Annotated in this window: 26 protein-coding genes; 11 read left to right on the top strand and 15 right to left on the bottom strand. The window is 33.4% G+C overall.

The annotated features are described in order from the left end of the window. Positions 1–132: 132 nt before the first annotated feature. The 8 genes from map to CN946_RS04340 form a co-directional block, all read right to left on the bottom strand. Positions 133–879, bottom strand: coding sequence for a type I methionyl aminopeptidase (gene map / locus CN946_RS04375; protein WP_098860056.1), 747 nt, complete (start codon positions 877–879; stop codon positions 133–135). 278 nt (positions 880–1,157) lie between these two features. Further along, complete coding sequence (gene xerD, locus CN946_RS04370; protein ID WP_098860124.1) at positions 1,158–2,036, bottom strand: site-specific tyrosine recombinase XerD; 879 nt, start codon at positions 2,034–2,036, stop codon at positions 1,158–1,160. A 54-nt stretch (positions 2,037–2,090) separates the two neighbouring features. After that, positions 2,091–2,309 carry a YqzK family protein gene (locus tag CN946_RS04365; RefSeq protein WP_056466929.1) on the bottom strand — a complete coding sequence of 73 codons (219 nt, stop codon included), beginning with the start codon at positions 2,307–2,309 and terminating at the stop codon, positions 2,091–2,093. Positions 2,310–2,511: 202 nt separating this feature from the next. After that, the gene (gene fur / locus CN946_RS04360) at positions 2,512–2,961 is read right to left on the bottom strand and encodes a ferric iron uptake transcriptional regulator (protein WP_056466931.1); all 450 of its coding nucleotides are present in this window, start codon (positions 2,959–2,961) and stop codon (positions 2,512–2,514) included. A 67-nt stretch (positions 2,962–3,028) separates the two neighbouring features. Further along, positions 3,029–3,679, bottom strand: coding sequence for a stage II sporulation protein M (gene spoIIM / locus CN946_RS04355; protein WP_069031790.1), 651 nt, complete (start codon positions 3,677–3,679; stop codon positions 3,029–3,031). A gap of 265 nt (positions 3,680–3,944) precedes the next feature. Continuing rightward, positions 3,945–4,811 (bottom strand): alpha/beta fold hydrolase, encoded by an 867-nt coding sequence (locus tag CN946_RS04350; RefSeq protein ID WP_176547203.1) that lies wholly within the window; start codon positions 4,809–4,811, stop codon positions 3,945–3,947. A 184-nt stretch (positions 4,812–4,995) separates the two neighbouring features. Then, the gene (locus CN946_RS04345; RefSeq protein ID WP_098860054.1) at positions 4,996–5,685 is read right to left on the bottom strand and encodes a DUF975 family protein; all 690 of its coding nucleotides are present in this window, start codon (positions 5,683–5,685) and stop codon (positions 4,996–4,998) included. Positions 5,686–5,763: 78 nt separating this feature from the next. Continuing rightward, a complete protein-coding gene (locus tag CN946_RS04340) occupies positions 5,764–6,309 on the bottom strand; it encodes an NUDIX domain-containing protein (protein ID WP_098860053.1) in 546 nt (181 codons plus the stop codon). Positions 6,310–6,399: 90 nt separating this feature from the next. Here CN946_RS04340 and mciZ point away from each other — a divergent pair, with 90 nt between their 5' ends. Further along, positions 6,400–6,549, top strand: a complete 150-nt coding sequence (gene mciZ, locus CN946_RS23115) for a Z-ring formation inhibitor MciZ (protein WP_129688645.1) — start codon at positions 6,400–6,402, stop codon at positions 6,547–6,549. 37 nt (positions 6,550–6,586) lie between these two features. Further along, positions 6,587–7,498 carry an aldo/keto reductase gene (locus CN946_RS04335; RefSeq protein ID WP_098860052.1) on the top strand — a complete coding sequence of 304 codons (912 nt, stop codon included), beginning with the start codon at positions 6,587–6,589 and terminating at the stop codon, positions 7,496–7,498. Between the two features lie 28 nt (positions 7,499–7,526). Here the strand turns inward: CN946_RS04335 and CN946_RS04330 are convergent, their stop codons facing one another. Then, positions 7,527–8,024 carry a GrpB family protein gene (locus CN946_RS04330; protein ID WP_098860051.1) on the bottom strand — a complete coding sequence of 166 codons (498 nt, stop codon included), beginning with the start codon at positions 8,022–8,024 and terminating at the stop codon, positions 7,527–7,529. A 361-nt stretch (positions 8,025–8,385) separates the two neighbouring features. Between CN946_RS04330 and CN946_RS04325 the strand changes: the two genes are divergently transcribed. From CN946_RS04325 to hcp, 4 genes are all read left to right on the top strand, one after another. After that, positions 8,386–8,862, top strand: coding sequence for a MarR family winged helix-turn-helix transcriptional regulator (locus CN946_RS04325; RefSeq protein WP_098860050.1), 477 nt, complete (start codon positions 8,386–8,388; stop codon positions 8,860–8,862). Then, a complete protein-coding gene (locus CN946_RS04320; protein WP_098860049.1) occupies positions 8,862–10,379 on the top strand; it encodes an MDR family MFS transporter in 1,518 nt (505 codons plus the stop codon). The genes CN946_RS04325 and CN946_RS04320 overlap by 1 nt, the downstream gene beginning before the upstream one ends. A gap of 175 nt (positions 10,380–10,554) precedes the next feature. Further along, complete coding sequence (locus tag CN946_RS04315) at positions 10,555–11,634, top strand: glycerophosphodiester phosphodiesterase (RefSeq protein ID WP_286133812.1); 1,080 nt, start codon at positions 10,555–10,557, stop codon at positions 11,632–11,634. 303 nt (positions 11,635–11,937) lie between these two features. Then, on the top strand, positions 11,938–13,227 hold the full coding sequence (gene hcp / locus CN946_RS04310) for a hydroxylamine reductase (protein ID WP_098860048.1): 1,290 nt from the start codon (positions 11,938–11,940) through the stop codon (positions 13,225–13,227). A gap of 175 nt (positions 13,228–13,402) precedes the next feature. Here the strand turns inward: hcp and moaA are convergent, their stop codons facing one another. Then, complete coding sequence (gene moaA / locus CN946_RS04305; protein WP_098860047.1) at positions 13,403–14,410, bottom strand: GTP 3',8-cyclase MoaA; 1,008 nt, start codon at positions 14,408–14,410, stop codon at positions 13,403–13,405. 312 nt (positions 14,411–14,722) lie between these two features. Here moaA and CN946_RS04300 point away from each other — a divergent pair, with 312 nt between their 5' ends. The 4 genes from CN946_RS04300 (at position 14,723) to CN946_RS04285 (ending at position 18,576) form a co-directional block, all read left to right on the top strand. After that, entirely contained in the window at positions 14,723–15,439 is a 717-nt protein-coding gene (locus CN946_RS04300) for a Crp/Fnr family transcriptional regulator (protein ID WP_098860046.1), read from the top strand. 298 nt (positions 15,440–15,737) lie between these two features. Further along, positions 15,738–16,184, top strand: a complete 447-nt coding sequence (locus CN946_RS04295) for a hypothetical protein (RefSeq protein ID WP_098860045.1) — start codon at positions 15,738–15,740, stop codon at positions 16,182–16,184. 127 nt (positions 16,185–16,311) lie between these two features. Then, positions 16,312–17,820, top strand: a complete 1,509-nt coding sequence (locus CN946_RS04290) for a nitrate/nitrite transporter (RefSeq protein WP_098860044.1) — start codon at positions 16,312–16,314, stop codon at positions 17,818–17,820. 219 nt (positions 17,821–18,039) lie between these two features. Then, on the top strand, positions 18,040–18,576 hold the full coding sequence (locus tag CN946_RS04285; protein WP_098860043.1) for a hypothetical protein: 537 nt from the start codon (positions 18,040–18,042) through the stop codon (positions 18,574–18,576). Between the two features lie 315 nt (positions 18,577–18,891). On the opposite strand, the gene CN946_RS04275 is transcribed toward CN946_RS04285, so the two are convergent. Genes CN946_RS04275 through CN946_RS04260 form a run of 4 tightly spaced genes read right to left on the bottom strand, consistent with a single transcriptional unit; the run spans position 18,892 to position 23,321 of the window. Beyond that, positions 18,892–19,425, bottom strand: a complete 534-nt coding sequence (locus tag CN946_RS04275) for a QcrA and Rieske domain-containing protein (RefSeq protein WP_098860041.1) — start codon at positions 19,423–19,425, stop codon at positions 18,892–18,894. A 29-nt stretch (positions 19,426–19,454) separates the two neighbouring features. Then, positions 19,455–19,997 carry a 4Fe-4S dicluster domain-containing protein gene (locus CN946_RS04270; RefSeq protein ID WP_098860040.1) on the bottom strand — a complete coding sequence of 181 codons (543 nt, stop codon included), beginning with the start codon at positions 19,995–19,997 and terminating at the stop codon, positions 19,455–19,457. A 22-nt stretch (positions 19,998–20,019) separates the two neighbouring features. Next, positions 20,020–22,146 carry a formate dehydrogenase subunit alpha gene (fdhF, locus tag CN946_RS04265; RefSeq protein WP_098860039.1) on the bottom strand — a complete coding sequence of 709 codons (2,127 nt, stop codon included), beginning with the start codon at positions 22,144–22,146 and terminating at the stop codon, positions 20,020–20,022. Then, positions 22,143–23,321 carry an MFS transporter gene (locus CN946_RS04260; protein ID WP_176547202.1) on the bottom strand — a complete coding sequence of 393 codons (1,179 nt, stop codon included), beginning with the start codon at positions 23,319–23,321 and terminating at the stop codon, positions 22,143–22,145. The genes fdhF and CN946_RS04260 overlap by 4 nt, the downstream gene beginning before the upstream one ends. Before the next feature lie 171 nt (positions 23,322–23,492). On the opposite strand from CN946_RS04260, the gene CN946_RS04255 reads away from it, so the two are divergent. Continuing rightward, positions 23,493–24,233, top strand: coding sequence for an Mrp/NBP35 family ATP-binding protein (locus tag CN946_RS04255; RefSeq protein WP_098860038.1), 741 nt, complete (start codon positions 23,493–23,495; stop codon positions 24,231–24,233). Positions 24,234–24,321: 88 nt separating this feature from the next. Here the strand turns inward: CN946_RS04255 and CN946_RS04250 are convergent, their stop codons facing one another. Beyond that, the gene (locus CN946_RS04250) at positions 24,322–25,041 is read right to left on the bottom strand and encodes a YwiC-like family protein (protein WP_098860037.1); all 720 of its coding nucleotides are present in this window, start codon (positions 25,039–25,041) and stop codon (positions 24,322–24,324) included. Positions 25,042–25,079 lie beyond the last annotated feature (38 nt).

Here is a 25,079-nt window from a genome sequence, read left to right as displayed (position 1 = left end):
CTACTCCCCTTTGGAGTATTCGATTGTTTATTAATAATATAATAGTATTCTAGCTAGTCCATTATGTCAATAGATTTTTAATTGGTTTTTAATTATAGTTTTTATGCTTTCATTATCAATGTAATAATTAACTTATTGCTTCGTCAATATCTTTGGTCCATTACTTGTAATCGCTAAAGTATGTTCATATTGTGCTGAATTTTTTCCATCTCTTGTTCTTGCTGTCCAGCCATTTGAATCCATTGTTGATTGCCATGACCCTAAATTAATCATCGGTTCAATCGTAATGACCATCCCTTCACGTAGTCTTAAACCTTTACCAGCTATACCGAAATGAGGAACATATGGCTCTTCATGAAGAGTTGGTCCTATGCCATGTCCAGTAAAATCACGCACAACAGAATAACCTAAAGACTCAGCATAAGATTGAATTGCAAAGCCAATATCACCAATACGGTTTCCTACTACAGCTTGCTCTATGCCTTTATATAAGCATTCTTGCGTGACTTTTAATAAGTCTTTGTTTTCTTTAGCTATATTTCCTATACCGTATGTCCAAGCCGAATCAGCAAGCGCACCATTTAAATTTACCACCATATCAATCGTTACAATATCTCCATCTTTTAATGGTTTTTTACGAGGGAATCCGTGGCAAATCTCATCATTAATTGATGCACAAGTTGCATATTCATATCCTCTGTAACCTTTTTGTTCCGGTTTCGCACCATTTTCAGCTAAAAACTTTTCTACAAATTGATCGATTTCCCAAGTTGTAATCCCTGGTTTAATTATTTTAGCAATTTCCTTATGTGTAGAAGCCAATAAAGTACCTGCTTCATTCATTAAGTTTATTTCACGTTCAGTCTTAATCGTAATCATTTATTTCATCCTTTCAAGTCACCTAGTTTCAGTTCATACATGATTAATTTAATATATTATGCTTTTCACATTATAACAATCATTTTACAAGAAAAAAGAGCTTAATTTAAGCTCTTAATGTGTAAACAAAATTCTAATAATCTGATTTTCAGACTTATTGTAAGCGCTTGTCTTTCGAGGCGCGAAGCCTGATGAGGAGCGGAGTACCTTTGACAGTAATGAGCACCGCATACAGGCGAAGCAACGAAGAAAGCGAGCGTTTGGCGGGCAGTCTGAAATTAAGCTCTTGGATGAAACTCTTTATAAACATCCTTAAGTCTATTTTTCGTTACATGTGTATAAATTTGAGTTGTAGATATATCTGCATGTCCAAGCATTTCTTGAACTGATCTTAAATCAGCGCCATTTTCTAATAAATGTGTTGCAAATGAATGACGTAAAGTATGCGGTGTTAATTCATGTTGAATATTTGCTTTTTCAGCTTGTTTTTTTAAGTTTTTCCAAAATCCTTGTCTAGACATTCTATTTCCATGATGATTTAAGAAAAATGCATCATTATTTTTTTTACCCTTTAATTCATTTCTTGACAATTTTAAATAATTTTCAATTGATTCAATCGCAAGCTTACCTAAAGGAATAATTCGTTCTTTACTTCCTTTACCTAAACATCGCACAAATCCCATTGTTAAATTAATGTCAGATAGATTTAATGATAATAACTCTGACACCCGCATGCCAGTAGCATACAACAATTCTAACATTGCTTTATCTCTTAAGCCAAATGTAGTGTGTTCAGGTACTTCTAATAAAGCCTCTACTTCCTGTAGTGATAAAACCTTTGGAAGTACTTTTGGCGCTTTTGGAATTTCTATTAATAGTGAAGGATCGTCTTTCATCCCATCAACCTCACGAATTAAAAATTGATGAAATGAGCGAATTGTTGCTAGTTGACGAGCCATTGTTCGAGCCGTTAAATCTCTTTCTTTTAAATATTTTAAATAACTAATAATATGTAACCTAGTTATATTTGAGAGACCATTTATATTTTCAACAACGTCCAAATATTTTCCGTAGCTTTCTAAATCCTTACCATATGATAGAATTGTATTTTTAGATAAACCTTTTTCAACTTGGATAAAATGGATAAAATCCTCCATTGCAAAATCAAATTCTTTTTTAAAAGGTGTTTTATCAGTCGTTGTCACATTTCATTACTCCCCGTTTTGATAAAACCGTACCAATTGGTTAAAAGCACCATCCTTTTTATGAATGTCCACCTTTAACATTGAACCTTCTGGTCGGTCATATCGATGCATATTTTCATATTCAGAATGAATCCATTGAATAGCAAAATAAAATAAAATTGTACATGTAATGAATAAAATTGTAACTTTTATTACATTAAAAACAATACTTGCTCTTTTTTTCATATGACCACCACCTTTTGCTAGAAGTAAAGACATCATTACTACATACTATGCAAAAATTGGACAAATCATACTTTAAAAAATCAACATTAATCATTCAGTGTCATTTTTAGAACATGAAAAAGAGCAGACTCTTTTTATTGAACTGCTCCGTCTTTTAAGAATCAAAAAATAAAATGATTTTAATTAGATTAAAATCATTTTACTACTCTTCGTTTTGATCATGGCAACGATGACATACACCATGAAATGATAATCGATGATCTTTAATTTTAAAATTCCAACGTTCTTCAACTGTCTTTTCAACTTCACTTAATAGATTTTCATGAATTTCATCTACTGCTCCGCAAACCGTGCAAATTAAATGATGGTGAAAATGTTGTGCACCTTCATGTCTTAAGTCGTATCTTGAAACGCCATCACCAAAATTTATTTTATCAACAATTGTTAACTCAGTTAGTAATTCTAACGTACGATAAACAGTAGCAAGTCCAATTTCTGGCGATTTTTCTTTCACTAGGAGGTAAACATCTTCTGCACTTAGGTGATCTTCTTCGTTTTCTAATAAAACACGAACAGTGGATTCCCGTTGTGGTGTTAATTTGTATCCTGCTAAATGTAGTTGTTTCTTTATTCGTTCAACTCGTTCTTCCATTCTTTTCACTCCCTCGCCACTTGATAATAATTATAACAAAGAAAGAGAAAGTGTCAAAAATTATTTGTTAATTTTTTGAAACAATTATTTCTGAGATGGCTTTTAAAAAATAAGTTGAACCATATGCCTCAATAATACTTGCAATACTTAAGCAAACCGCAACTACTCCAAAGACAATAGAATACGAGACTAACTGTTTCATAATTGGTTCATTATCATTTTTAATAAATTGTTTTCGAATCATTCGAATAGAAAGCTGAACTGCTAAAACTGTTAATAGTATATATAATGGTAAAACGATAACATTTTGTGGAAAAACAGAAGAAAATGCTAATAAAATACCATGCCAACCTAATTGATTGACTAAAAAGCCAACTGTAAATCCAACTACCAATCCTTTCATAAATAATAAAATAAGAATGATTGGTAATCCTATAATTGAGATCCCTAAAACCCAAATCAATGCTAAAAACTTCAAATGAGAAGAATAGCTAGAAAGGAACACTTCATTTCCGCTAATATAATCTCCATTATTAACTTGTCCAAAAAAATGTGTAATAAAGGATAGAATATCCTGCTTTTGACTCACATTCATACTATTTACGATGACTGCTCCAAATACTACACCAAAAAGTAAGATCACACTAACAAAAATATAGAGTGACAAATAATCTTTAACATGTTTTTTCATCGTTGATTTGACTGAGCTTCTTGTCATGATATCATCTCCTGCACTATATTCTCTCTTCATTTTATGAATGGACAAGTAATTTATTCTATTAATTTATAAAAGTTGAAAATTAATAATAAAGAAAAAGTAGCTCTTTTTCCTATTTTATGGAGAGGTGTGATCATTTCCGTTCCAGGATGTTCGCTTTTTCGTGGGGCGAACATCTGATTGTGAAATTTAATTATTTCAACAATTTTTTTGAAAAAACATAAAAAAGCTGTTAAAGTCAAGCAACGACTAAAACAGCTTTGTTTTAATTTAATAATTCAATTTGTTTTTTTATGATTTGACCGATTGATTTTGCATTTTCTTCATTATTTCCACAAATAGATGAATGTGTGTAACCTTCTAATGTTTGACGGTTTCCTTGATTCGTTGTTTCACAATATTCATAATGATATTTTTCAACTTGATGTAGTAATTCCTTTTTTTTCTTCAGGTTAAGCTGTAAGCCACTTTGATTGGAAGCTGTTAATACTAGTAAAGGAATATTCATTTTTATTTTCAATGCGTCCTTTATACGTAAATTACTATAATTTAGGTTCTTCCATTCACTGACAACAGTCTTCCAATGCTTATAGCTTTTAATTGCGCTAATCATTTCGAACTGATTATCTGGGGCAGTTTTCATTATTTTATTAATTAGTTTATTTGGAATTGCCTTAGTAAGACTAAATTGATTCGCACTCTTCATCATTAACGCAAATTGATATAGTAACTTATCATATAATTTCTGCTCATGTTCTTCTAGAGTCGGATGTGTTGGGTCGAGTAAAATCATTGATTGGATAGCATTTGGAAAAAGCCGAGACAATTGGAATACAATATATGCACCTAGAGAATGCCCTACAGCTATTAATGGACCTTTAATATTTAATGCTAATAAAATATCATAGCATTCAAAAGCTTGTTGCTCAGTTGATCGTTCTGTCGTCCATATTCCACTTTTTCCATAACCTAAACGATCGTATGTTATTACTTTGGCATATTTACTCAACTCTTCTTGTAAATACTTCCATTGATGAAGAGTATGCATCATTCCACATTCTAAAAGAACTGTGACTTTGCCATCCCCTTTTACTCGAACGTGATATGTGCCAAGCTCACCATTAACAAACAATATTCTCACCTTCATTGTATTTGATTAGTTTTCTTATTGTATTCATTTTCCCTGTTTTCTATTTTATCTTTAATTCTTTAATTTTTGGTTAATAAAAATGCTGTTTTTCAATATAAGCATTAAAAACGTTAAAAAAAAGACGTTAAAAAAATTAACGTCTTTAGTCTCAATAGAATCATATTATTTAAATTGTTTCTTTTTTTCCTTCGTAAGCTTCTTTTACTTCTTCATAAAATTGTGCTTGAGTTGCAGAAAAATATGGTGCTACATAAAACAAAGCTAGCCCAATAGTAATGATTATTAATAGCAGCCAACCGATGAATGAAAGCCATAATAAAAATAATTTCCATTTATACCCATCCATCATTCTTCTACTTAGTGTAATGGCATCTAATGCACCCATTTCAGGATGATCTTTTAAAATATATCCAACTTGTGAATAAGCGATTGATTTAATTATACCAGGTACTATTAATAAAATAAGCCAAAGGATTGTAAATAAAGCTACTAAAAATCCAACGATTATTCCTCTTATAAATTGATGTCCACTTTTAAAATAGAAAAATAAGTCCGATAAATTTTTTTCCTCATCACGAATAAGGTTTAAAAAGTAAACAATTAGTCCAAAACCTAGTAATGTGTTTACAATCCAAGTGATAATATCAATGACTGTTTGCACTCCTGCAGGAATTATTACTTTATCATCCATTGGATCTAAAAATAAATTCCCACTGTAATGGTAATTGACTGGTCCATTAAGAACCATATGAATAAGTCCTTGTATTACCCAAAAAACTACAAGCGTTAAAATCGCTTTTCCCCAATTACCAGATAGACGACTTTTAGCTGTTTTTTTAATTGACGAAATTCTCATCTACTCATCCTCTCAAAAAATGTCACTTTATTTTACCATGTTTATTACCATATTTTGAGATTTATTTTTAATTTTATTTTAATTTTTTTGTAATAATTGTAAATATTGGACTGCAAAACATGTTTTTGCATCATGGATTGAACCTTTTTTTAGCTCTTCTAGACAATCGTCTAATGTTAGCTCAAAAATTTCAACAAATTCATCTTCATCTAAAGCAGCACTATTTTCTAATTTCTTTAAACCTTTTGCTACATATATATGTATATACTCGTCTGCAAACCCCGGTGAAGTATAAAAAGATTGTATGTGTTCCCACTCGGCTGCTTCATATCCAGTCTCTTCTTCTAGCTCTCGTTTAGCTGTTACAAGTGGCTCTTCGCCTTTTTCTAATTTTCCTGCTGGAATTTCTAAAAGACTTCTTTCTAGTGCTTTTCGAAACTGCTCTACAAATACTATTTTTCCTTCATTTGTAATTGGAATAACAGCCACTGCGCCGGGATGCTTTACGATTTCACGCGTACTTGTATTTCCATTCGGTAATTCTACCTTTTGATGATAGAGAGATATAACTCTTCCTGTGAATACTTTTTCTTCTGCTAGTGTTTTTTCTTCAAATTTTTTCATTTTTTTCATCACCTTGTTCTAATTTATATGGTTGTCACATACATTTTATCATTTATTTCATTAAAATACTTTCTGAAATGAGGTAGTCTGATGAAAATGTGTATGACGGAAAATTCTGTTGTCCTTGTGGGCTCCAAAACAGAAATTTTAAAAACCCTCGAAGTTATTGGTATGCAATATAAAACCGTTCAAGAATGGATTCAAAACTCCAATGGTAAGCTTCTCTATGTTGTAAAATAATTCTCTTTTCCCTACAATTAAATTTGGAGGGATTTATATGAAAAAACGTAAGCTTGGTTCTACTTTATTAGAAATATCTGAAATTGGTTTAGGTTGTATGTCTCTTGGGACAGAAGAAAATGAGGCGATTTCAACTATTCATGCCGCAATCGATGCTGGAATCAATTACTTTGATACAGCTGATTTATATGATTTTGGTAAAAATGAAGAAATCGTTGGAAAAGCTTTAAAAGGTCGTAGAGATCAAGTGGTTATTGCAACGAAAGTCGGAAACCGTTGGAATAATACAGATGATAATAAATGGTATTGGGATCCGTCGAGAGCATATATTAAAGAAGCTGTAAAAGACAGTCTACGTGGGCTAAATACAGATTATATCGATTATTATCAACTTCACGGTGGGACAATCGAGGATCAATATGAAGAAACTATTTTTACTTTTGATGAACTAGTAAAAGAAGGCTTAATTCGCCATTATGGAATTTCTTCAATTCGTCCGAATGTTATTAATCGATTTGTAAATCATTCATCTATACAAGGTGTTATGATGCAATATAATGTATTAGAGCGTAGGCCTGAAGAATTCTTTCCGCTTTTCGACAAACATAATATTTCTGTCATTGCACGCGGTTCCGTAGCAAAAGGGCTATTAACAAGTAAATGGGAAAAGAAACTATCTAACAATGGCTATATGTCATACTCAGAACAAGAATGTAATAAAATAATCCAAAAACTTCTCCAACTTCTAGATGAGGAACAATCCTTACATAGCTTAGCTTTACATTATGTTCTTTCTCATAAAGCAGTTTCATCGTTGGCTGTTGGAGCTCGTAATAAAGAACAATTACTAGATAATATTAACGCTTACTTTGCAAAACCATTAAATTCGCAACAAATCGCCCAAATAAAAGAAATTTCACTTCTTACGAAATATGAGGCACATCGATAAGCCACTCCTTCCTTCTATGGAAGGAGTGTTATTTCTTCCATTTACTTGCTTTTCGATCGATTTCATCTAAAAATTCTTTTCGTCCCCTTTTATATTCTGATTTGTTTTTAGCAAGTTCCTTTTTTAATTTTATATATTCCATTGCTTGATCCGTATGCGCGATCATATATTCCCTAAATGCAATATTTCGTTCAACCGCAGCATTTCCATTTTCGTATACTTGAATATGGAAGCTACAATTATCATCACATTTGATAAAAAATCTTCTGTCTTGCTTAGATTGATCTCCCATTTGTTCGTAATCTAAGGTTTTTAGAACATCACTATACTCATCAAACTTTTTTAAGCATTTTACTACAATCATTAAGTCAATGATTGGCATCGCAAACATATTCGGAATTGAAGTACTCCCTATATGATAAATTGCTGCTTTCTCCGGTAATAATAGATCAATTGCCTTTTTTTCCGACTGGAAATCTTCTTCCCAGGAAGTACGATAAGGTACAAATTCAATTTTCTTCTTCACTTTAGAACACCTACACTTTTTTCATTAATTTCCTTTTATAGCATTCGTTAAAGGACACTTAATTATTGAAAAAATAAAATGGTGAAGTAAGTGCATGAAAAAATCTGATATCATCGTGACTTTTTACCTATCTCCCAATCCCTAGAATTAAACTATTTCTATTTAAATAACTTAATCCCTTTTCCCTAAAACATACTTAAAAAATGTTCAAAAATCATATTTTAATACTAAATTAAATTTTGGTTAAAATACTCACAATTTCTACTTTAATTGGTTTCTTTGAATTATAATTATTTTAGTTACTAAGATATTTAGTTACGTTAACTTTTTATAGTACTTCCTATTTTAAGGAGAGAATGAAATGTCAGAAAACCCAATCATTCGAAGTGAATTTATTCCATCTCTAATTATGGAATTTAGAAAATTTAACACTTCAATCGTTCTTTTTAACGAAGGGCTTGCCTCAAACCTTCATTTAAATGCGACTGATTTACGATGTCGAGAACTACTTTGCCACACTGGTCCGATTACAGCTGGAAAGTTATCTCAATTAACACATCTATCTACTGGTGCTATAACAGGGGTTATTGACCGACTTGAAAAAGTCAACTTTGTTGAACGTATTCAAGATCCTAATGATCGTAGACGAGTAATTATTCAACCTGTATATGAACGTGATGATGAATTAGCAGAGCTTTTTAAACCATTATCTGACTCTCTTTCTAATATTTTTAACCAGTATGATGACAAAGAGTTAACACTATTATTTAAATTTTGGAACGATATTAATGAGTTGATTCCAAAAGAGACTAAAGAATTAAATAAGGGGGAAACTTAATGGTTTCAAAAGACAGTAAGGTTGGCTTTGTCGTAGCAGGTCTATTATTAGGAATGCTCATGGCGGCTATGGATAACACAATTGTTTCAGCTTCGATGCCGACAATTGTTGGAGAACTAGGTGGTTTAGACCAATTTATTTGGGTAACCTCTGCATATTTGGTTGCTACTATGGCAAGTATGCCGATTTTTGGAAAGTTATCTGATATGTATGGACGTAAACGATTTTATTTATTAGGACTTTTAATTTTCTTAATTGGTTCTGCATTATGTGGAACAGCAAATAGCATTGTTCAATTAAGTGTTTATCGTGCGATACAAGGAATTGGTGGAGGTTCACTAATGCCAATAGCCTTTACAATTATTTTCGATATTTTCCCTCCTGAAAAACGAGGAAAAATGACTGGTTTATTTGGTGCAGTTTTTGGTCTTTCTAGTGTATTTGGACCACTTTTAGGAGCATATATTACTGATCAAATTGATTGGCGTTGGATTTTCTATATTAACTTACCTTTAGGTATTATTTCTTTATATTTAATTTCTCAGTTTTATAAAGAAAATCTACATCTTAGAAAACTTAAAATCGACTGGTTTGGTGCAATTACACTTGTTGGTTCAGTTGTCAGTTTAATGTTTGCACTTGAACTGGGTGGAAATGAATATGATTGGAATTCCGGTCCAATTATTTCCTTATTTGCCATCTTTGCAGTATTGTTTATCGCATTTATTATAATTGAAAGAAAAGTTGAAGAGCCAATTATCTCATTTAGCTTATTTAAAAAGCAGCTATTTGCGGCAACTCAAGGTGTTGCATTTTTCTACGGTTCTGCTTTTATTATTACGACTGTATTAATTCCACTTTTTGTTCAATCAGTTTATGGTGGTACAGCTACAAATTCTGGTATCATTCTTATTCCGATGATGCTTGGTTCAGTTGTAGGTAGCCAAGTAGCAGGACAATCGGTACGTAAATTTAGTTATAGAAGCATCATGTTAGTTTCAGTTGTTTTATTCTTTATTGGTATGTATTTATTAAGCACATTAGATACTGATACAGCTCGATCAACAGTAACGTTTTACATGATTATCGCTGGTCTTGGAATGGGTTGTTCATTCTCACTATTGAGTATGGCAACTCAACACAAAATCGAACCTCAAAAACGAGGCATTGCTACATCAACAAATACTTTCTTTAGAACATTAGGTATGACAATTGGTGTTACTATTTTTGGTACAATTCAAAACCACGTATTTAAAAATAAATTAAGTGATTTACTTGGTAATTTAGGTGGATTTGGAGGGAAAGTTGACTCACGTGCATTATTATCCGCTGATGCTAGAGCTAAAATTCCACCAGAAGTACTTCATAAAATCTCAGAAGCAATGGCTCACTCTGTTGCGACTACATTTAAATGGACACTAATTCCAATTACTTTAGGTTTTATCGCGATTATCTTAATGGGTAAAGAAAAGTTAACTTTTGAAGTAAAAGAAAATCGAGCGAAAAAAGCTCAATAAAAATAAAGCCAAATCCGATTTAAAATGGATTTGGCTTATTTTTTTCTCTAAAAAACTAATTATTTTTACATTTTTCAACATTTATTTACTTTTATTTATTATTTTAATCATTTCAACTTAAAATTCGTCAACTATTCTTATAGTGTAATAGATTTATATGAGGAGATGATTAAAATTGAATAGGAAAAAGTTAATTTTAGCAGCAATGACATCACTAATGGTATATTCAGGAGTTAGCCAAGTTTCAGCACAAACAATATCTGTGCACCAGAATACGTTTAAGTCATTTGGACCAAAAGGATTTGACCTTCAAGCACACCGTGGAGGACTGGGGCTTACAGTTGAATCAACTATAGCTTCATTCTCACATGCACTTGAACTCGGAGTAAGTACCCTTGAGCTTGACGTACAAATAACTGAGGATCATCAAGCTGTTATAACGCACGATCGTAAGATTTCAAGTACAAAATGTTCTGACACGAAACCAGCATTCGTTGGTGATTCGGAGTACCCATACGTTGGAAAATACATAAAAGATTTAACGCTTGCTCAAGTAAGAACGCTCGATTGTGGTTCAAAAGGTCTACCCCAATTCCCTGGTCAGCAACTAAGTCCTGGCGCTCGTATGCCACTGTTGTCCGAGGTATTTGATCTTGTAAAGAAATACAAAGCTAAAAAAGTGTGGATGAATATCGAAACGAAAGTTGAGGCTGGAGCACCAGAACAAACAGCTCCTCGAGAGGAATTTGTTCAGATCGTTGCCAAACAAGTACGTGAAGCTGGGATGTTGAACCAAGTGTCAATTCAGAGCTTTGACTGGGGTTCGCTCAAGCTTATGAATGAAGTTGAACCACGATTGCCTCTTGTTGCGCTAACGAACGGACCAGAATTTCTACAACCAGGCAAACCTGGTAAATCACCTTGGTTAGGCGGAATCGATATAGATGATTTTGATGGAAATCTCGTTGCTGCGGCTCATTCATTAGGTGTAGATGCAATTTCTCCAGTCCATGGATTCCCACAGGATGGCAAAATTAATGATTCAAACTACACGCCTTATATTACTAAAAGTATGGTTCAAGAAGCTCACCAGTACGGTATAAAGGTCATCCCATGGACAGTTGACGACCAACCTACAATGCAAAAGCTTATTGATGATGGTGTTGATGGAATCATAACAGATTATCCTGACCGACTACGTGATGTGATGAATCAGAATCATTTTAAGTTACCTAATAGCTACTCTGCTAAGTAATTCATAAATTTAAATTTATTGTATTATACTCTCATTATATAATTTTAAAAAAACAATGTTTTGTTCAATCTAAATGATGATTTTTGAAAAAAAAGGTGTCTATTTAGGCACCCTTTTTTTAATTATTAGATATATATACTTCCAGCTCTCTATTTTTTTTCTATAGATCTTATTTAATTTTATATCTTTTTTATTCGAAATAAATAATTTATGAGTTTAGAGATTTCATGTGATTTAAGTCACAAACAATGATTATATCCCCCCATATAATGAAGTTAGTAAAAATTGTTAGGGGGATGAAGGATGTTTTGTAACCAATGTGAACAAACTCCGGTTGGTGGTTGTAAAATTGTAGGTGTATGTGGAAAAGACGAAACAATTGCAAGTTTACAAGATACGATGGTTTATGGGTTAAAGGGAATTGCAGCTTATCGAACACATGCAGCTCAATTAGGGTATACCGATCCATTTGTTGACCAAGTAACACATGAAGCTCTATATATGACTTTAACAAATTCTAATTTTAACTTACAAGAACACATAGAAATGGCAATGAAAGTGGGTCAAGCCGCAATTCGTGTAATGGAGCTTTTAGATGAAGCTCATATAAAACATTTTGGAATTCCTGAACCTGTACAAGTTTCTTCTAATAAAATCGAAGGAAAATGCATTGTTGTAACTGGTCACAATTTATTTGCATTAGAAGAATTGTTAAAACAAACAGAGGGTAAAGGTATACATATTTACACTCACTCTGAAATGCTACCGGCTCACGGTTATCCAGCATTGAAAAAATATCCACATTTAAAGGGTAACATTGGAAAAGCTTGGTTTGATCAACGTCGTTTATTTGAAAAATTCCCAGGAGCAATTTTAGCAACTACAAACTGTGTGATGCCAATAAAGGGAAGTTATGCAGATCGCTTCTACTCATATGAAGTGGCGGGATTAGAAGGAGTAACAAAGGTTATAGAGGAAGATTTTTCACCATTAATTCAACGTGCATTAGAACTACCAGAAGCAAATATCGAATCAGAAGAAGTAATGACTACTGGATATCATCACGAAACAGTTTTGTCGATTGCTCCTGAAATTGTAGAAGCTGTAAAAAATGGAAAAATTCAACGTTTCTTTGTTGTAGCAGGTTGTGACGCCCCGGGTAAAGGTGGAGAATATTATCGTGAGCTTGTAACTTCTTTACCAAATGATACAGTAGTTTTAACAACATCTTGCGGTAAATTTCGCTTTAATGATGTAGACTATGGTACTGTAAATGGTACAAATATTCCTAGATTTATAGATTTAGGGCAATGCAATAATTCAATTTCTACAATAAAAATTGCGGCTGCATTAGCGGATGCATTTAATTGTAGTGTCAATGAATTGCCAGTGAGTATTATACTTTCTTGGTTTGAGCAAAAAGCCGTTGCTATTTTATTAGGATTATTTAGTCTTGGAATCCAAGATATTCGAATCGGACCAAAAGCACCTGACTTTATTAATGAAGGCGTATTAAATGTATTAGTTGATACATTTGGTTTAAAATTAATTACAAATGCACAAGACGATTTAAAAGCAATATTACAAGGATAATGTCTTAATGCATAAGGAACTTCTCTTAAAAGAGAAGTTCTTTTATTTATTTTTCAGTTCCATTACCAATGAATGCTTAGAGTTTGTTCAATCATATCGAACGTATTTTTCTGTGTTGCTATATATCATGTTTCAAATACAAATAAAAAAACAACTATAGATAAATAGTTGTTTCTTATCCACCAATATAAGACATTTCAATTTTACGATTTTTATTACTTTCTTCTGTACGAATCTCAGAGTATCTGTCATCTCGTTTTTCCCATATTGATTGAATTGTTGTGGAAATGTATTTATCTGTAACGCCAGTACGTAACATTTTTCTTAAGTCATACCCTTCTGAAGTGAATAGACAGGTGTATAGCTTTCCATCTGTAGATAGGCGGGCTCTCGTACATGAACCACAGAAGGTTTCTGTAACTGATGAAATAAATCCAACTTCAGTATTCGTTCCTTTATATCGATATCGTTTTGCTACCTCGCCAAAGAAATCCTGCTCTATGGGCTCCAACTGATATTGATCTTGGATCATATCGAATAATTGCTTCTTTGAGATAACGTCTTTAAAATTCCATCCATTTGTACACCCTACATCCATATACTCTATAAAGCGTAATGTAATATTTTTCTCTTTAAAAAAACGCACCATTGGTAATACTTCAGTATCATTTAAGCCTTTCTTTACTACCATATTTACTTTGACTTCTAGCCCTGCTTCCCTAGCTGCAAAAATTCCGTTTAAAACTGTGGAAACGCTCATATTCATATTATTTATCTTCATGAAAACTTTATCATCTAAAGAATCTAAGCTCACATTTACGCGGCAAATTCCAGCTTCTTTAAGAGCTTTGGCGTTTTTTGCCAAAAATACACCATTTGTTGTTAAAGTCACATATTTAATTCCTTCAATTTCTAAAAGACGTTTAACCAGTATTGGTAGATCTTTTCTTAAAAGAGGTTCCCCCCCTGTTAATCGAATCTTTTCCACACCTATTTTTGCAAATAATTTTGCTAATCGTACAATTTCCTCATAGGATAGGATTTCATCTTTACTCATAAAGGGATAGTCAACTCCAAATATCTCTTTAGGCATACAGTAGCTACATCTAAAGTTACAACGGTCTGTGACAGATATTCTTAAATCTCGTAATGGTCGATTAAGGGTATCGAGAATATTCTTCATTTTTTTCCCCCTTACTTTTTGTACGATTATATTAGCATACAAAATTATTTCACCGTATGATGTATGTCACAACCTTGTTAAACTATTAGTATTAATGTTCTAGAATGCCTTGATGTCCGAGTAACTTATCAAATTGCCACATGCAAGTTTAACCCGCTACAACAGCAATCTTTTCATATTCTATCTCCTTAGTGTTCTATGCTATTCAATAGCATGGTATTATAATAATAAATGTAATACCTAAAATACTTGTTTTCTTGATAAATACATAAAAACATTAGTGTTCAACTATAACGGAGCGGAGATACTTTGATGGAAAAAAATAATAATAGAAAAAGTGACCTTTCAATCGTTTCTAAAGACTTGGCTTCCTTATTACAGTCAATCGGATCAACTCGTTCAGTAAAAAAAGGCACCTTCTTATTTCAAGAAGGAGAAGATGCTAAAGAATTGTATCTAATTAAATCAGGAATGATCCAAATAAGTAAGCTAACTCTAAATGGTGATGAATTAAATCTTCGCATTTGTCAAAAAGATGACTTAATTGGAGAATTGACTCTCTTTTCAGAGAATGCAAATTATATGCTTAGCGCTTACGCAATAGAATCAGCAGAAGTGCAGGTCATTCCTAAAGACATTTTGGAGAAAAAACTAATTAACCATGCTCCATTGACATTTGAATTTATGAAATGGATTTCTACTCACCTTAGAAAAAATCAATCTAAGATTCGAGACTTAGTATTAAATGGTAAAAAAGGCGCACTTTACTCCACACTCATCCGTATATCAAACTCTTACGGGGAATTAATAGAAAACGGAATTCTTCTTAATATTCATCTTACCAATCAAGAATTAGCTAAATTTTGTGCTGCTACTAGAGAAAGTGTTAATCGGATGTTAAGTGATTTAAAGAAAAAAAATGTTATTAGTTATTCTCCCGATGGAAAAATTATTATCCAAGACTTACAATTTCTTAAAAATGAAATTGGTTGTGATAACTGCCCAAAAGATATTTGTAACATAGATTAGTTCTCTATCAGACTATTAAAATATTTTAGCTGATTAAACTTGCCTTTACGTAATATTATTAAAAAATAAGTAACCTTAACTTAGGCTCTAAATAGTTAAGGTTATTTATTTTATTACTTTACTAGATTGGTCAGCCATAGATCCCACTTATATAATCACTCCCCCTCCTTATAACTGATTTCAAACATCTTATCGCTATTATTTGAGCTAGTTGTGTGAAAAGAGTCACAGTTTGGCTCAAATCGTTTTTATATAATGATGAAAATATAAGGTCTTGTAATATAAGGAGAGAAAAAAATTGTATAAACCTGATTATTTACTTTATTTGAAAAGCCTCTGTTTGTTTCAAGATATCAATCATAACCTCTTAAAAAAAATAGTTGATGCATCCAATCTATACTTTAGAGAAACAAATGAAAATATACCTATTCACAATGAACAGAATATGATTATCATTTTAACTGGAAAGGTAAATGTTCATATGAAAGAATCGAGTGGCCTTCAATATAAAATTGGCTCCTTAAAATCAAGTGATGTTTGCTTGCCCAGTCTTTTTCTGCATACTCATGTTAACAATTCCATTAATCTTGAAGTTATCCAGTCTCTGTCATATTTAGAAGTTCCATTTTTATTTATAAAAAACTTGTCTGTTAAAGATCCTGTTTTAAAACGTAATATTTTGCGCTCTTTACATAAAAACCTTCTAAGTACTTACGAAGAAATTTTCAATTTGATGAACGAATAGTTTAAAATAAGTTGTTCATCCTTCCGCCCCCCATTTGTGTGATATAGTTCACAACATTACTTTCGATTGATTGGTAATATTTAGTTAATAAATTTTATTATTGATCCATTGAAAGGGGCATCATTATATGAAAAGTTCTAAAATCCAATTACCTCTTCAAACGTCAAGTCTCATCGTAGGGTTCATGGTATGGGTACTCATTTCTTCACTCATGCCAGATATTCGCCAAGATATTGAATTAACAAATGGGCAAGTCTCTTTAGTAACTGCCATCCCTGTTATTTTAGGAAGCATCCTACGTATTCCAATCGGATATTACACAAATCGATTTGGAGCAAGACCCATTTTCACCATCTGTTTTCTTGCACTTTTATTTCCTGTATTTTTCATTAGTCATGCTGATTCACTTTTAGATTTAGTTATTGGAGGATTGTTTGTTGGTATAGGTGGTGCAGTCTTTTCAGTCGGAGTAACTTCACTACCAAAGTATTACTCCTCAAAAAAACATGGTTTTGTGAATGGAATCTATGGATCTGGTAATATTGGTACAGCCATTACTGCATTTTCGGCACCTGTTTTAGCTAAATCATTTGGTTGGGAAACAACAGTCAGATTTTATTTAGTATTACTAATTGCGTTTGCGCTATTAAATTTTCTGTTAGGTGATAAAAATGAGAAGAAAGTAAATGTTCCGATTGTAAAGCAGGTAAAAGAGGTTTATCGTAATTCAACTTTATGGTCACTTAATTTATTCTATTTCATAACTTTCGGATCGTTTGTTGCATTTACAATCTATTTACCAAATTTCTTAGTTAATAATTTTAATTTAAGTCCGGTTGACGCTGGTTTACGTACCGCTGGATTCATTGCTCTAGCAACACTTTTCCGACCAATCGGTGGCTTCCTTTCAGATAAATTCAATCCTTTCAATATTTTATTGTTTGTCTTTGGTGGACTAACATTATCAGGAGTTCTTTTATCTTTTTCGCCTACTATTAAACTATACACAGTAGGGGTTTTATTGGTAGCAGTTTGTGCAGGGATCGGAAACGGTACAATCTTTAAATTAGTACCACTTTATTTTACAAAACAAGCTGGAATTGTAAATGGATTAGTTGCTGCTATGGGAGGTTTAGGAGGCTTCTTCCCTCCATTAATATTAACATCCGTGTTTAGCTTGACAGGACATTATGCGATTGGATTTATGGCATTATCTGAATTTGCGCTTCTCAGTTTTGTTATTGTAGTATGGATGACTTTCCGTGAAAAATTGAAAACGGAATATAAAATATTAGAAAATACAGCCCAAGCAATGATGGTAACAAATGAACAAGGAGTAATTCAAAAAGTAAATCCTTTCTTCACTAAAGTAACTGGCTATAATAAAGAAGAAGTTATTGGGAAAAAGCCAAGTATCCTTCAATCTGGCCATCACAACAAAGCATTCTATTCACAACTTTGGAAACAGCTTAAAGAACAAGGTAACTGGCAAGGTGAAATTTGGAACAAGCGTAAAAACGGTGAAGTTTATTTAGAATGGCTGACAATCACTCAAGTGTGTAACGATAATGGCAAAGTTATTTATTATATCGGTCAGTTTAGTGATCTATCTACTAGTAAGATTAAAATAAATTAACATTAAATGTATTTTTTCTATATCTATAACTTGTGAAAAACATGATGTTTTACATAGAGTGGTCCTATTAGTAGGGACCACTTTCTTTTTGTGTGATGACCTAAGTTTATAATACTCCCCCACCCCTGTAATAAATGTCACAGGAGCTTTCTTCGTTATCCTCTATAATAAGGAATGAATCGATTATAAGCGATAAAGTCATAGGAGGAGATATTCATCATGTTAACTGTTGAATTACACGCTATTAGCCCTGATTTATCTATAGAGCATATTCTTCATATGAAAGGATTTAGAATCCAAGAAGGAACGTATTTTTATTCAAATGGTAACATTCAATTAGAAGGTGTCATAGGTTCTGATAAAAGATCTTTAAAAATCAATATTCCCCCACAATTAAATCTAAAACAATATACAATCGTACACCACCTTATTAAGAATCTTATTCTAATTCTTAATGCTAAATATAATGATTCTCAAAGTTTATTAGGCTATTTAACAAACGGAGAAGGAGCATACATCATTACAAATTGGGAAGATTGGGTTACCTTTCTTCAAAAAGCGAAACTAGGTAGTTTAGAAGGAAAAAAAGTACAAGTATTCGATGAAACAAATAAAGAAATTGCCTCTGGTCTGTTTATAAGCTACAAGATGGATGAACAATCATCTAATATTATCGAATGTATATTGATTACACATTTTGGTGAGAGAACCTTTAAAGGAAGCAATTTATTAATTGAAGCAACAAACGAGTGGTAACTTAACAATACTTAACCTATTAAACACGCAAAATCCGATTAATAATCATCACTAGAAATCCCCCAGTTTTTTAAAAACCGGGGGATTTCTATGATTCCTTCTAAAGCATACACTCTATCAGTTAACCTTGATTATTTTTGATATTCTTTCTTTCTCCATTTTAAGTAGGTAAGAAAGCAAACGATAGAAGAAAGAACTCCTATAACAGTATATAGCCTAACATGTTCATATTTTTCTCCATAAAAAGACTCAATCGTCCATTGAAGCATCACTACGTTAACAATTAAGGTTATAAATATGATTATCCAATATTTTTTATGCACCATGACGAACTTTCCTTCCGACTGCGTAAACAACCCCATCTATTACTTCTAATTCAATTAGTGGTAATTCACGCTGAGGTGGGCCAGCTAGTGGCTGACCATTGTCCACACTAAAAAATCCGCGGTGACAAGGGCACAATAGCTTTGATTCTTCCTTATCATAAAAAACAGGGCATTGTAAATGAGTGCATTTATTATTATAGGCTTTTAGATTACCATCTTTTGTGTGTACTAGTATTGCAGGTTCATCAGCTGTTGGATAGTTAAAGTTTATTGAACTATCTTTTGGTAAGTCTTTCAACTTTATAATCTTTTGTCTGTTTAAATCTTCTTTCTTGTTAGTAAGGGCAATAGCTGAAAATGGAACCGTTGCTAATCCAAGAGTAACAGAAGCACCTACAACGGATTTCAGAAAGGATCTTCTGTTTAATTTTAACTCTTCATTTCTGTTTAAATTATCGATTAAGTTAATCATATCATCATTTGTTTCTTTTATATTTCGTTTACCTTTATTTTCTTGTGGCATAGGTACATCTCCTTTCGCCTTATAAATACTTAATCTGTATATACTCCAAAGAATTCTGGAACATATTCCCATTTATTTCCTTCTTGTGGTTTTTTACCTTCAACGAGATTCATCTGAGATCTTTTTCTACGCAGTTGTTGTATTTCATCAAAGTCTATAAAACGAATCGCATCACTAGGACATACGGAAGCACACATTGGTGCAATATCGTATTTTGAACGATCGTAGCACATGTCACATTTGTACATTTTATTTTCTTCAAAATCGAACTTCGGAATACCGAACGGACATCCAAAAGTACAATTCCTACATCCTATACATTTCTCTTCCATAGCTGAAAGAACTACACCTTCTTCTGTTATTTGAATGGCATTCGCGGGACAAACTCGTGCACAGGCTGGATCTTTACATTGCATACAAAGCATCGGATAGGTTTGTCGACTTTCCATGAAATCAACATATTCTACATAGTTTCTTTCTTTTGCGTCATGATCACCGCATTCTCGGCAAGCTGCTTGACAAGAACGACATCCAATACATCGCTCAAATTCTAAATACATGATTTTATTCATCGATCCCGACTCCCTTCAAAAGTTATTTATATTTCTCAATCTTCAGTGAGCATACTTTAAATTCTGGCATTCTCGAAATCGGATCTAAACATGGATTGGTTAATTGATTGACCGCTAATTCTTTTCCCCAATGATATGGAACAAACACCGTATCTCTTCTCGTAGCTTTTGTTAATTTCGTTTTTACAAGCATATGGGAGCGCGGTGTGATCAACTTTACAATGTCACCATTCTCCAATCCATATTGGCTTGCAAGTGCCGGATGCATCTCAGCAAATGGCTCTGGACATTGTTCCATAAGAAATTTGACTCTTCTTGTTTGAGCACCAGATAAATAGTGAAACACTACCCTTCCTGTCGTTAAGAACAAAGGATACTCCTTCGTTGGAGTTTCTCCTGCTTCTTTCCATTCAACACATGGGAGATTAGCTTTTCCGTCTGGCGTTCCAAACTGGTCTATAAACATCGTTGGAGTTCCTGGATGGTCTTTTGAAGGACAAGGCCAAAACACTCCGTCTTCTTTATCAATTCGATCCCATGTTATTCCGTAGTAATCTGCTTTCCCACCTTTAGTGGCTAAGCGAAATTCTTCAAAAACTTCTTCAGCATTTTTGTATGGAAAATATTTACCTTTGCCCATTCGTTCGGCAATTAAGCTAACAATCTCCCAATCTGGCTTTGATTCACCTAATGGTTCACGTACTTTACGGATTCGAATCACTCGCCCTTCTAGATTGGTTGTTGTTCCATCATCCTCTGCCCAAGTAGTGGCTGGTAATACTACGTCTGCAAACTCTGCTGTTTCAGATAAGAAGAAATCACTGACAACTAAGAAATCAAGTTTCCTAAACCCGTTCCAAATATGTTCAAGATTCGGCGCAGAAACTGCGGGGTTACTACAAATAACATGCATACCTCGAATGTTGCCTTTTTGAATTTCATCAAACATTTCATAAGCAGAAACACCAGGCTTTGGCATTTCGCTTGGATCGATTCCCCATACTTTTGATACATACTTCACCGCTTCTGGATCTGTTAGCTTCCTGTATCCTGGTAAAAGATCGGCTTTTTGTCCGTGCTCTCTTCCTCCTTGACCATTTCCTTGACCTGTAAAAGTAGCAACCCCCGATGCAAATTTACCTATTTGTCCCCTAAGCAATGCCATCGATGTATAAAGCGAAACATTATCTACACCTTTTGACTGTTGCTCTACACCTCTGGCAAACATAACAACTGATTTTTGAGATAGTCCATAAATATGAGCAGCTTTCACGATTTTTCCAACCGACACGCCTGTTATCTCTGAAGTATATTCGGGTGTAAACTTTTCAACTGTTTTCTTTAGTTCTTCAAAATTATTACATCTTTCATTTACATAGTCTTGATCTACATAGCCATTTTTAATGAGTAGATGAAGCATTCCGTTCGCCAATGCAGAGTCTGTACCCGGCTTTAGATCCAAATGTACATCTGCAACTCGTGCTGTTGGAGTCTCTCGCGGATCTGCCACAATCAGTTTAGCTCCCTTGTCCTTTGCTCTCCACAACCATTGAATACTCGTAGGATGACACTCAGCTGTATTTGAACCAGCAATAAAGAAACAATCCGTATGTTCTAATTCAGGCCACGGAAGGGTTGAACCTCTGTCAGTTCCTAGTGTCTTAAGGAATCCACCTGCAGCAGAACTCATACAGAATCGACCATTATAATCGATAAACCTTGTACCAAGACCCACTCTCGCATATTTACCTACTAAATAGCACTTTTCATTCGTCATAGATACTCCACCAAAAACAGATAAAGCGTCTCTCCCACTTTCTTTTTGGATTCGTTTAAAGTTTTCTTCTATAAGGTCTAGCGCTTCTTTCCAAGTAGCTTCTACAAATTCACCGTTTTTCTTAATAAGTGGTGTAAGGATTCGTTCATCGTGCTCAACAGTTTGGTATGCAGTTACTCCTTTTGGACACATTTTCCCTTTTGTAACTGGCCAATCATATCTTGGCTCTACCCCAACTACCTTTCCTGTTTTCTCATTCACACGTATATGCATTCCACACTGCATACCACAATAGCAGCAATGGGTAGTAATTAATTTTTCTCCTGGTTTTTGAAGGTTTTTAACACCTTCTTTGACGATGTATTGGCTCATTCTTCACGATCCCCTTTTTTATATTGATTAATATCTTTTTGTACTTCCTCTGGAAAACGATAATAGTCATCTGATCTTTTTTTGCTAAACCCAGACATTTGAATTCCATTTAATGTAGATATTGGATCACTGCTTTTAAGATGTGGCTCTGAATTTAGCTGTTTCATAACTCTGATTCTTCTTCGACATGGTAAACAATAGTCTGAGAGATAACTTCTATCTTCAAGTTGTAAATCAAAGCTTTGGGCAGCTAATATATCTTTTACATCGCTAATTTGATCATCAGAACTATAGGGTGTCCCACATCTTTTACATGGCCTTGTATCAACCTTAAGTTCTTGTTGATAGTTCATTGGAACTGCTGTTGCTAATGGACGGATCGGTAAATGAAATAACTTTCCGAATGGAAAATAGATAAGTAAAATTACGACTGAAACTTGGTGAATAAGTGTTAAGTAATGATGCATCCAACCATCTAAAAGTACATATGAAACAGTTAATAAAAGTCCCGTCACTGTGACAGCTAGTAGTAAATATAAAGGTAATAAATCAAATTCAGCTCGTTGTGTCACCTTCACATCTTGACTCATAATTCTTCTTACGATTGCCATAATTACACCAATAAGAACCATACTAGCTGTTATGTTTAGCCCGTTGTAAACCATTTCAGCGAAAATACCGTGTGCCGCCATTGTAATTGTATCTACACCCATAACGACAATCGTATATGTATTTGGATCAACGAGCTCAAAGTGCATCCATCCAAATGTCAAACCAAAGGTGATTGCAAATGAACCGATGCATCCCCAAGAAATTAGAAAATGCTGTATACCTCTATAAATACCCCTTTTAAAGATAAATTTCTGTAAGAAAATATTTTCAAACGCTGTCTTGATGATCGATACTAGATTACGTTTTTTTCTAGAATTTTCTTTTAAATTTTTCAAACTACGCTTTATAACCTGATGTGTTGCCGGCCTGATTAGCCATGCTGACATCCTGATTGTTAAACCTACGGCAAAAACAATCGAAGAAATAAAATACCCCATTAATGCCATATCAAAGTGTAAAAATCGGTCCGTCCCAACCCATGTTGTAAAAAGTAAAAATAAAATAATGAAAAACGAATACTTACTGCTTTTTGAGTAAAATGAGCGCTCGAGGGATTTTCTCATCTCATGTTCAACCTCCATGTGACTTTTTTAACATCGAAGTGCCTGATTAATTGATAAAATTGGGTACATGATGAAGTCTTCTTCTTTGTCATAATTGTACAGAAAGACTAATTCCAAGACTGTGAAGTACATCACACAATAGACCCTTAAAATTTTAAAAGAGGTGTGAACATGTTATCAGGTAATGTAATCGCTATAACGAGTGGAAAAGGTGGGGTAGGAAAATCAACAGTATCAACAAATCTTGCAGTTTCACTTGCAAGACAGGGCAAAAAAGTTGCTTTAATTGACTTAGATATTTATGGATTTAGCATTCCTAGAATGATGAATATTGTCATCAGTCCAAAAACTTTTAACGGAAAAATTATCCCTGTGGAGTCACACGGTGTAAAAATTATATCGATGGGTTTTTTCATCAAAAATAACGATCCGGTTGTTTGGAGAGGTCCTATGCTAGGAAAAATGGTTGAGCATTTCAGTAAAGATGTCATTTGGGGGGAATTAGACTATTGCATTCTAGACATGCCTCCAGGGACCGGTGATATTGCACTCGATATGCATCACACCATTCCTCAAAGTAAGGAAATCATTGTCACCACCCCTCATCAAACAGCATCGATTGTTGCTGAGAGAGCAGGAACGATGGCCCAAAAAGCAAATCATGAAATTCTTGGAGTAGTTGAAAATATGTCTTATTTCCAACCTATAGATCGTTCCGATAAGTACTACATATTCGGAAAAGGAGGTGGCGATTTATTAGCCGACCGATTAGGAACCGAAGTACTTGCCAAACTTCCGATTGAGGAAGTTATCGAGAATTCACCTACTCCGTCCATATACGAAGAGAATACTAGATTATTTCATCATTATGAAAAGTTAGCTACAACTATTAATCAGAAATTTAACGCTTAAAATAATGTTATAAGGGATTAAAATAGCGACTTCAAATAGCAGAAGTCGCTTTTGTATGTTGAACCTTTGAATTATAAATAAACTAAATCTACAAAAACAGCATGCTAGTTACCACTAAGAATATGACAGAATTAAGAATCTCAATAATCCCTAATTGCATTATAGTAAGTTTTTTATTGTACAAGGAAATTGCTCTTATTAAGCTAGGAACAAAAGGTAGAATCCAAAGCCAAGAATCTTTTAAAGTAAAAATTAATAATATGGCAATAAAATGGTATCCCCATGAATACCAACGGAATCTCTTATTCTTTTTTTCTCGAATCATTGATTTGACAAAAAATGTACTGCCTAAAAAGAACAAAAATACTAAGAGTGCTACACTCCAGCCTTCGCTTGTAAGTGCCCCCTTCCCTATATAAAAACTAGCCAATCCACCTATACAAAAAACGCCAATCGCAACAATGTCATTCGTAAAGGCTCGTTCATTTTTTCTTTTAACGAAGTATATGTTTAATAAAAATAATGGAATCATAGCTAAACCGAAGTAAATCAATCTCCACTCAGCAATCATCACGGGTGCTAAAAATACGAATGAAATAAAAAAATAACCTATCGCCCAATTAAAATAAAATGACACTTGCTTCCCTTTAATTACCATAATTAATGGATAGGTTGCAAGGTATAGAAAAAACCAGCCTATAAATAAAGGGATATGAATTAAACGAAACGAACTCGCGACAGCTCCAAGTATACAAGGAATTAAAAGCATTGCCCAAGCACCGTGTTGGTTTGGAACTACTATTTTCACAATATAGCACCCACTTTCCTTATTATTTCTACATCATA

Origin of the sequence: Bacillus sp. AFS053548, assembly GCF_002575105.1 — a bacterium.
Lineage (GTDB): Bacteria > Bacillota > Bacilli > Bacillales > Bacillaceae_G > Gottfriedia.
The sequence above is the reverse complement of the archived record's forward strand: the minus strand, read 5'-3'. Positions and strand labels throughout refer to the sequence as shown.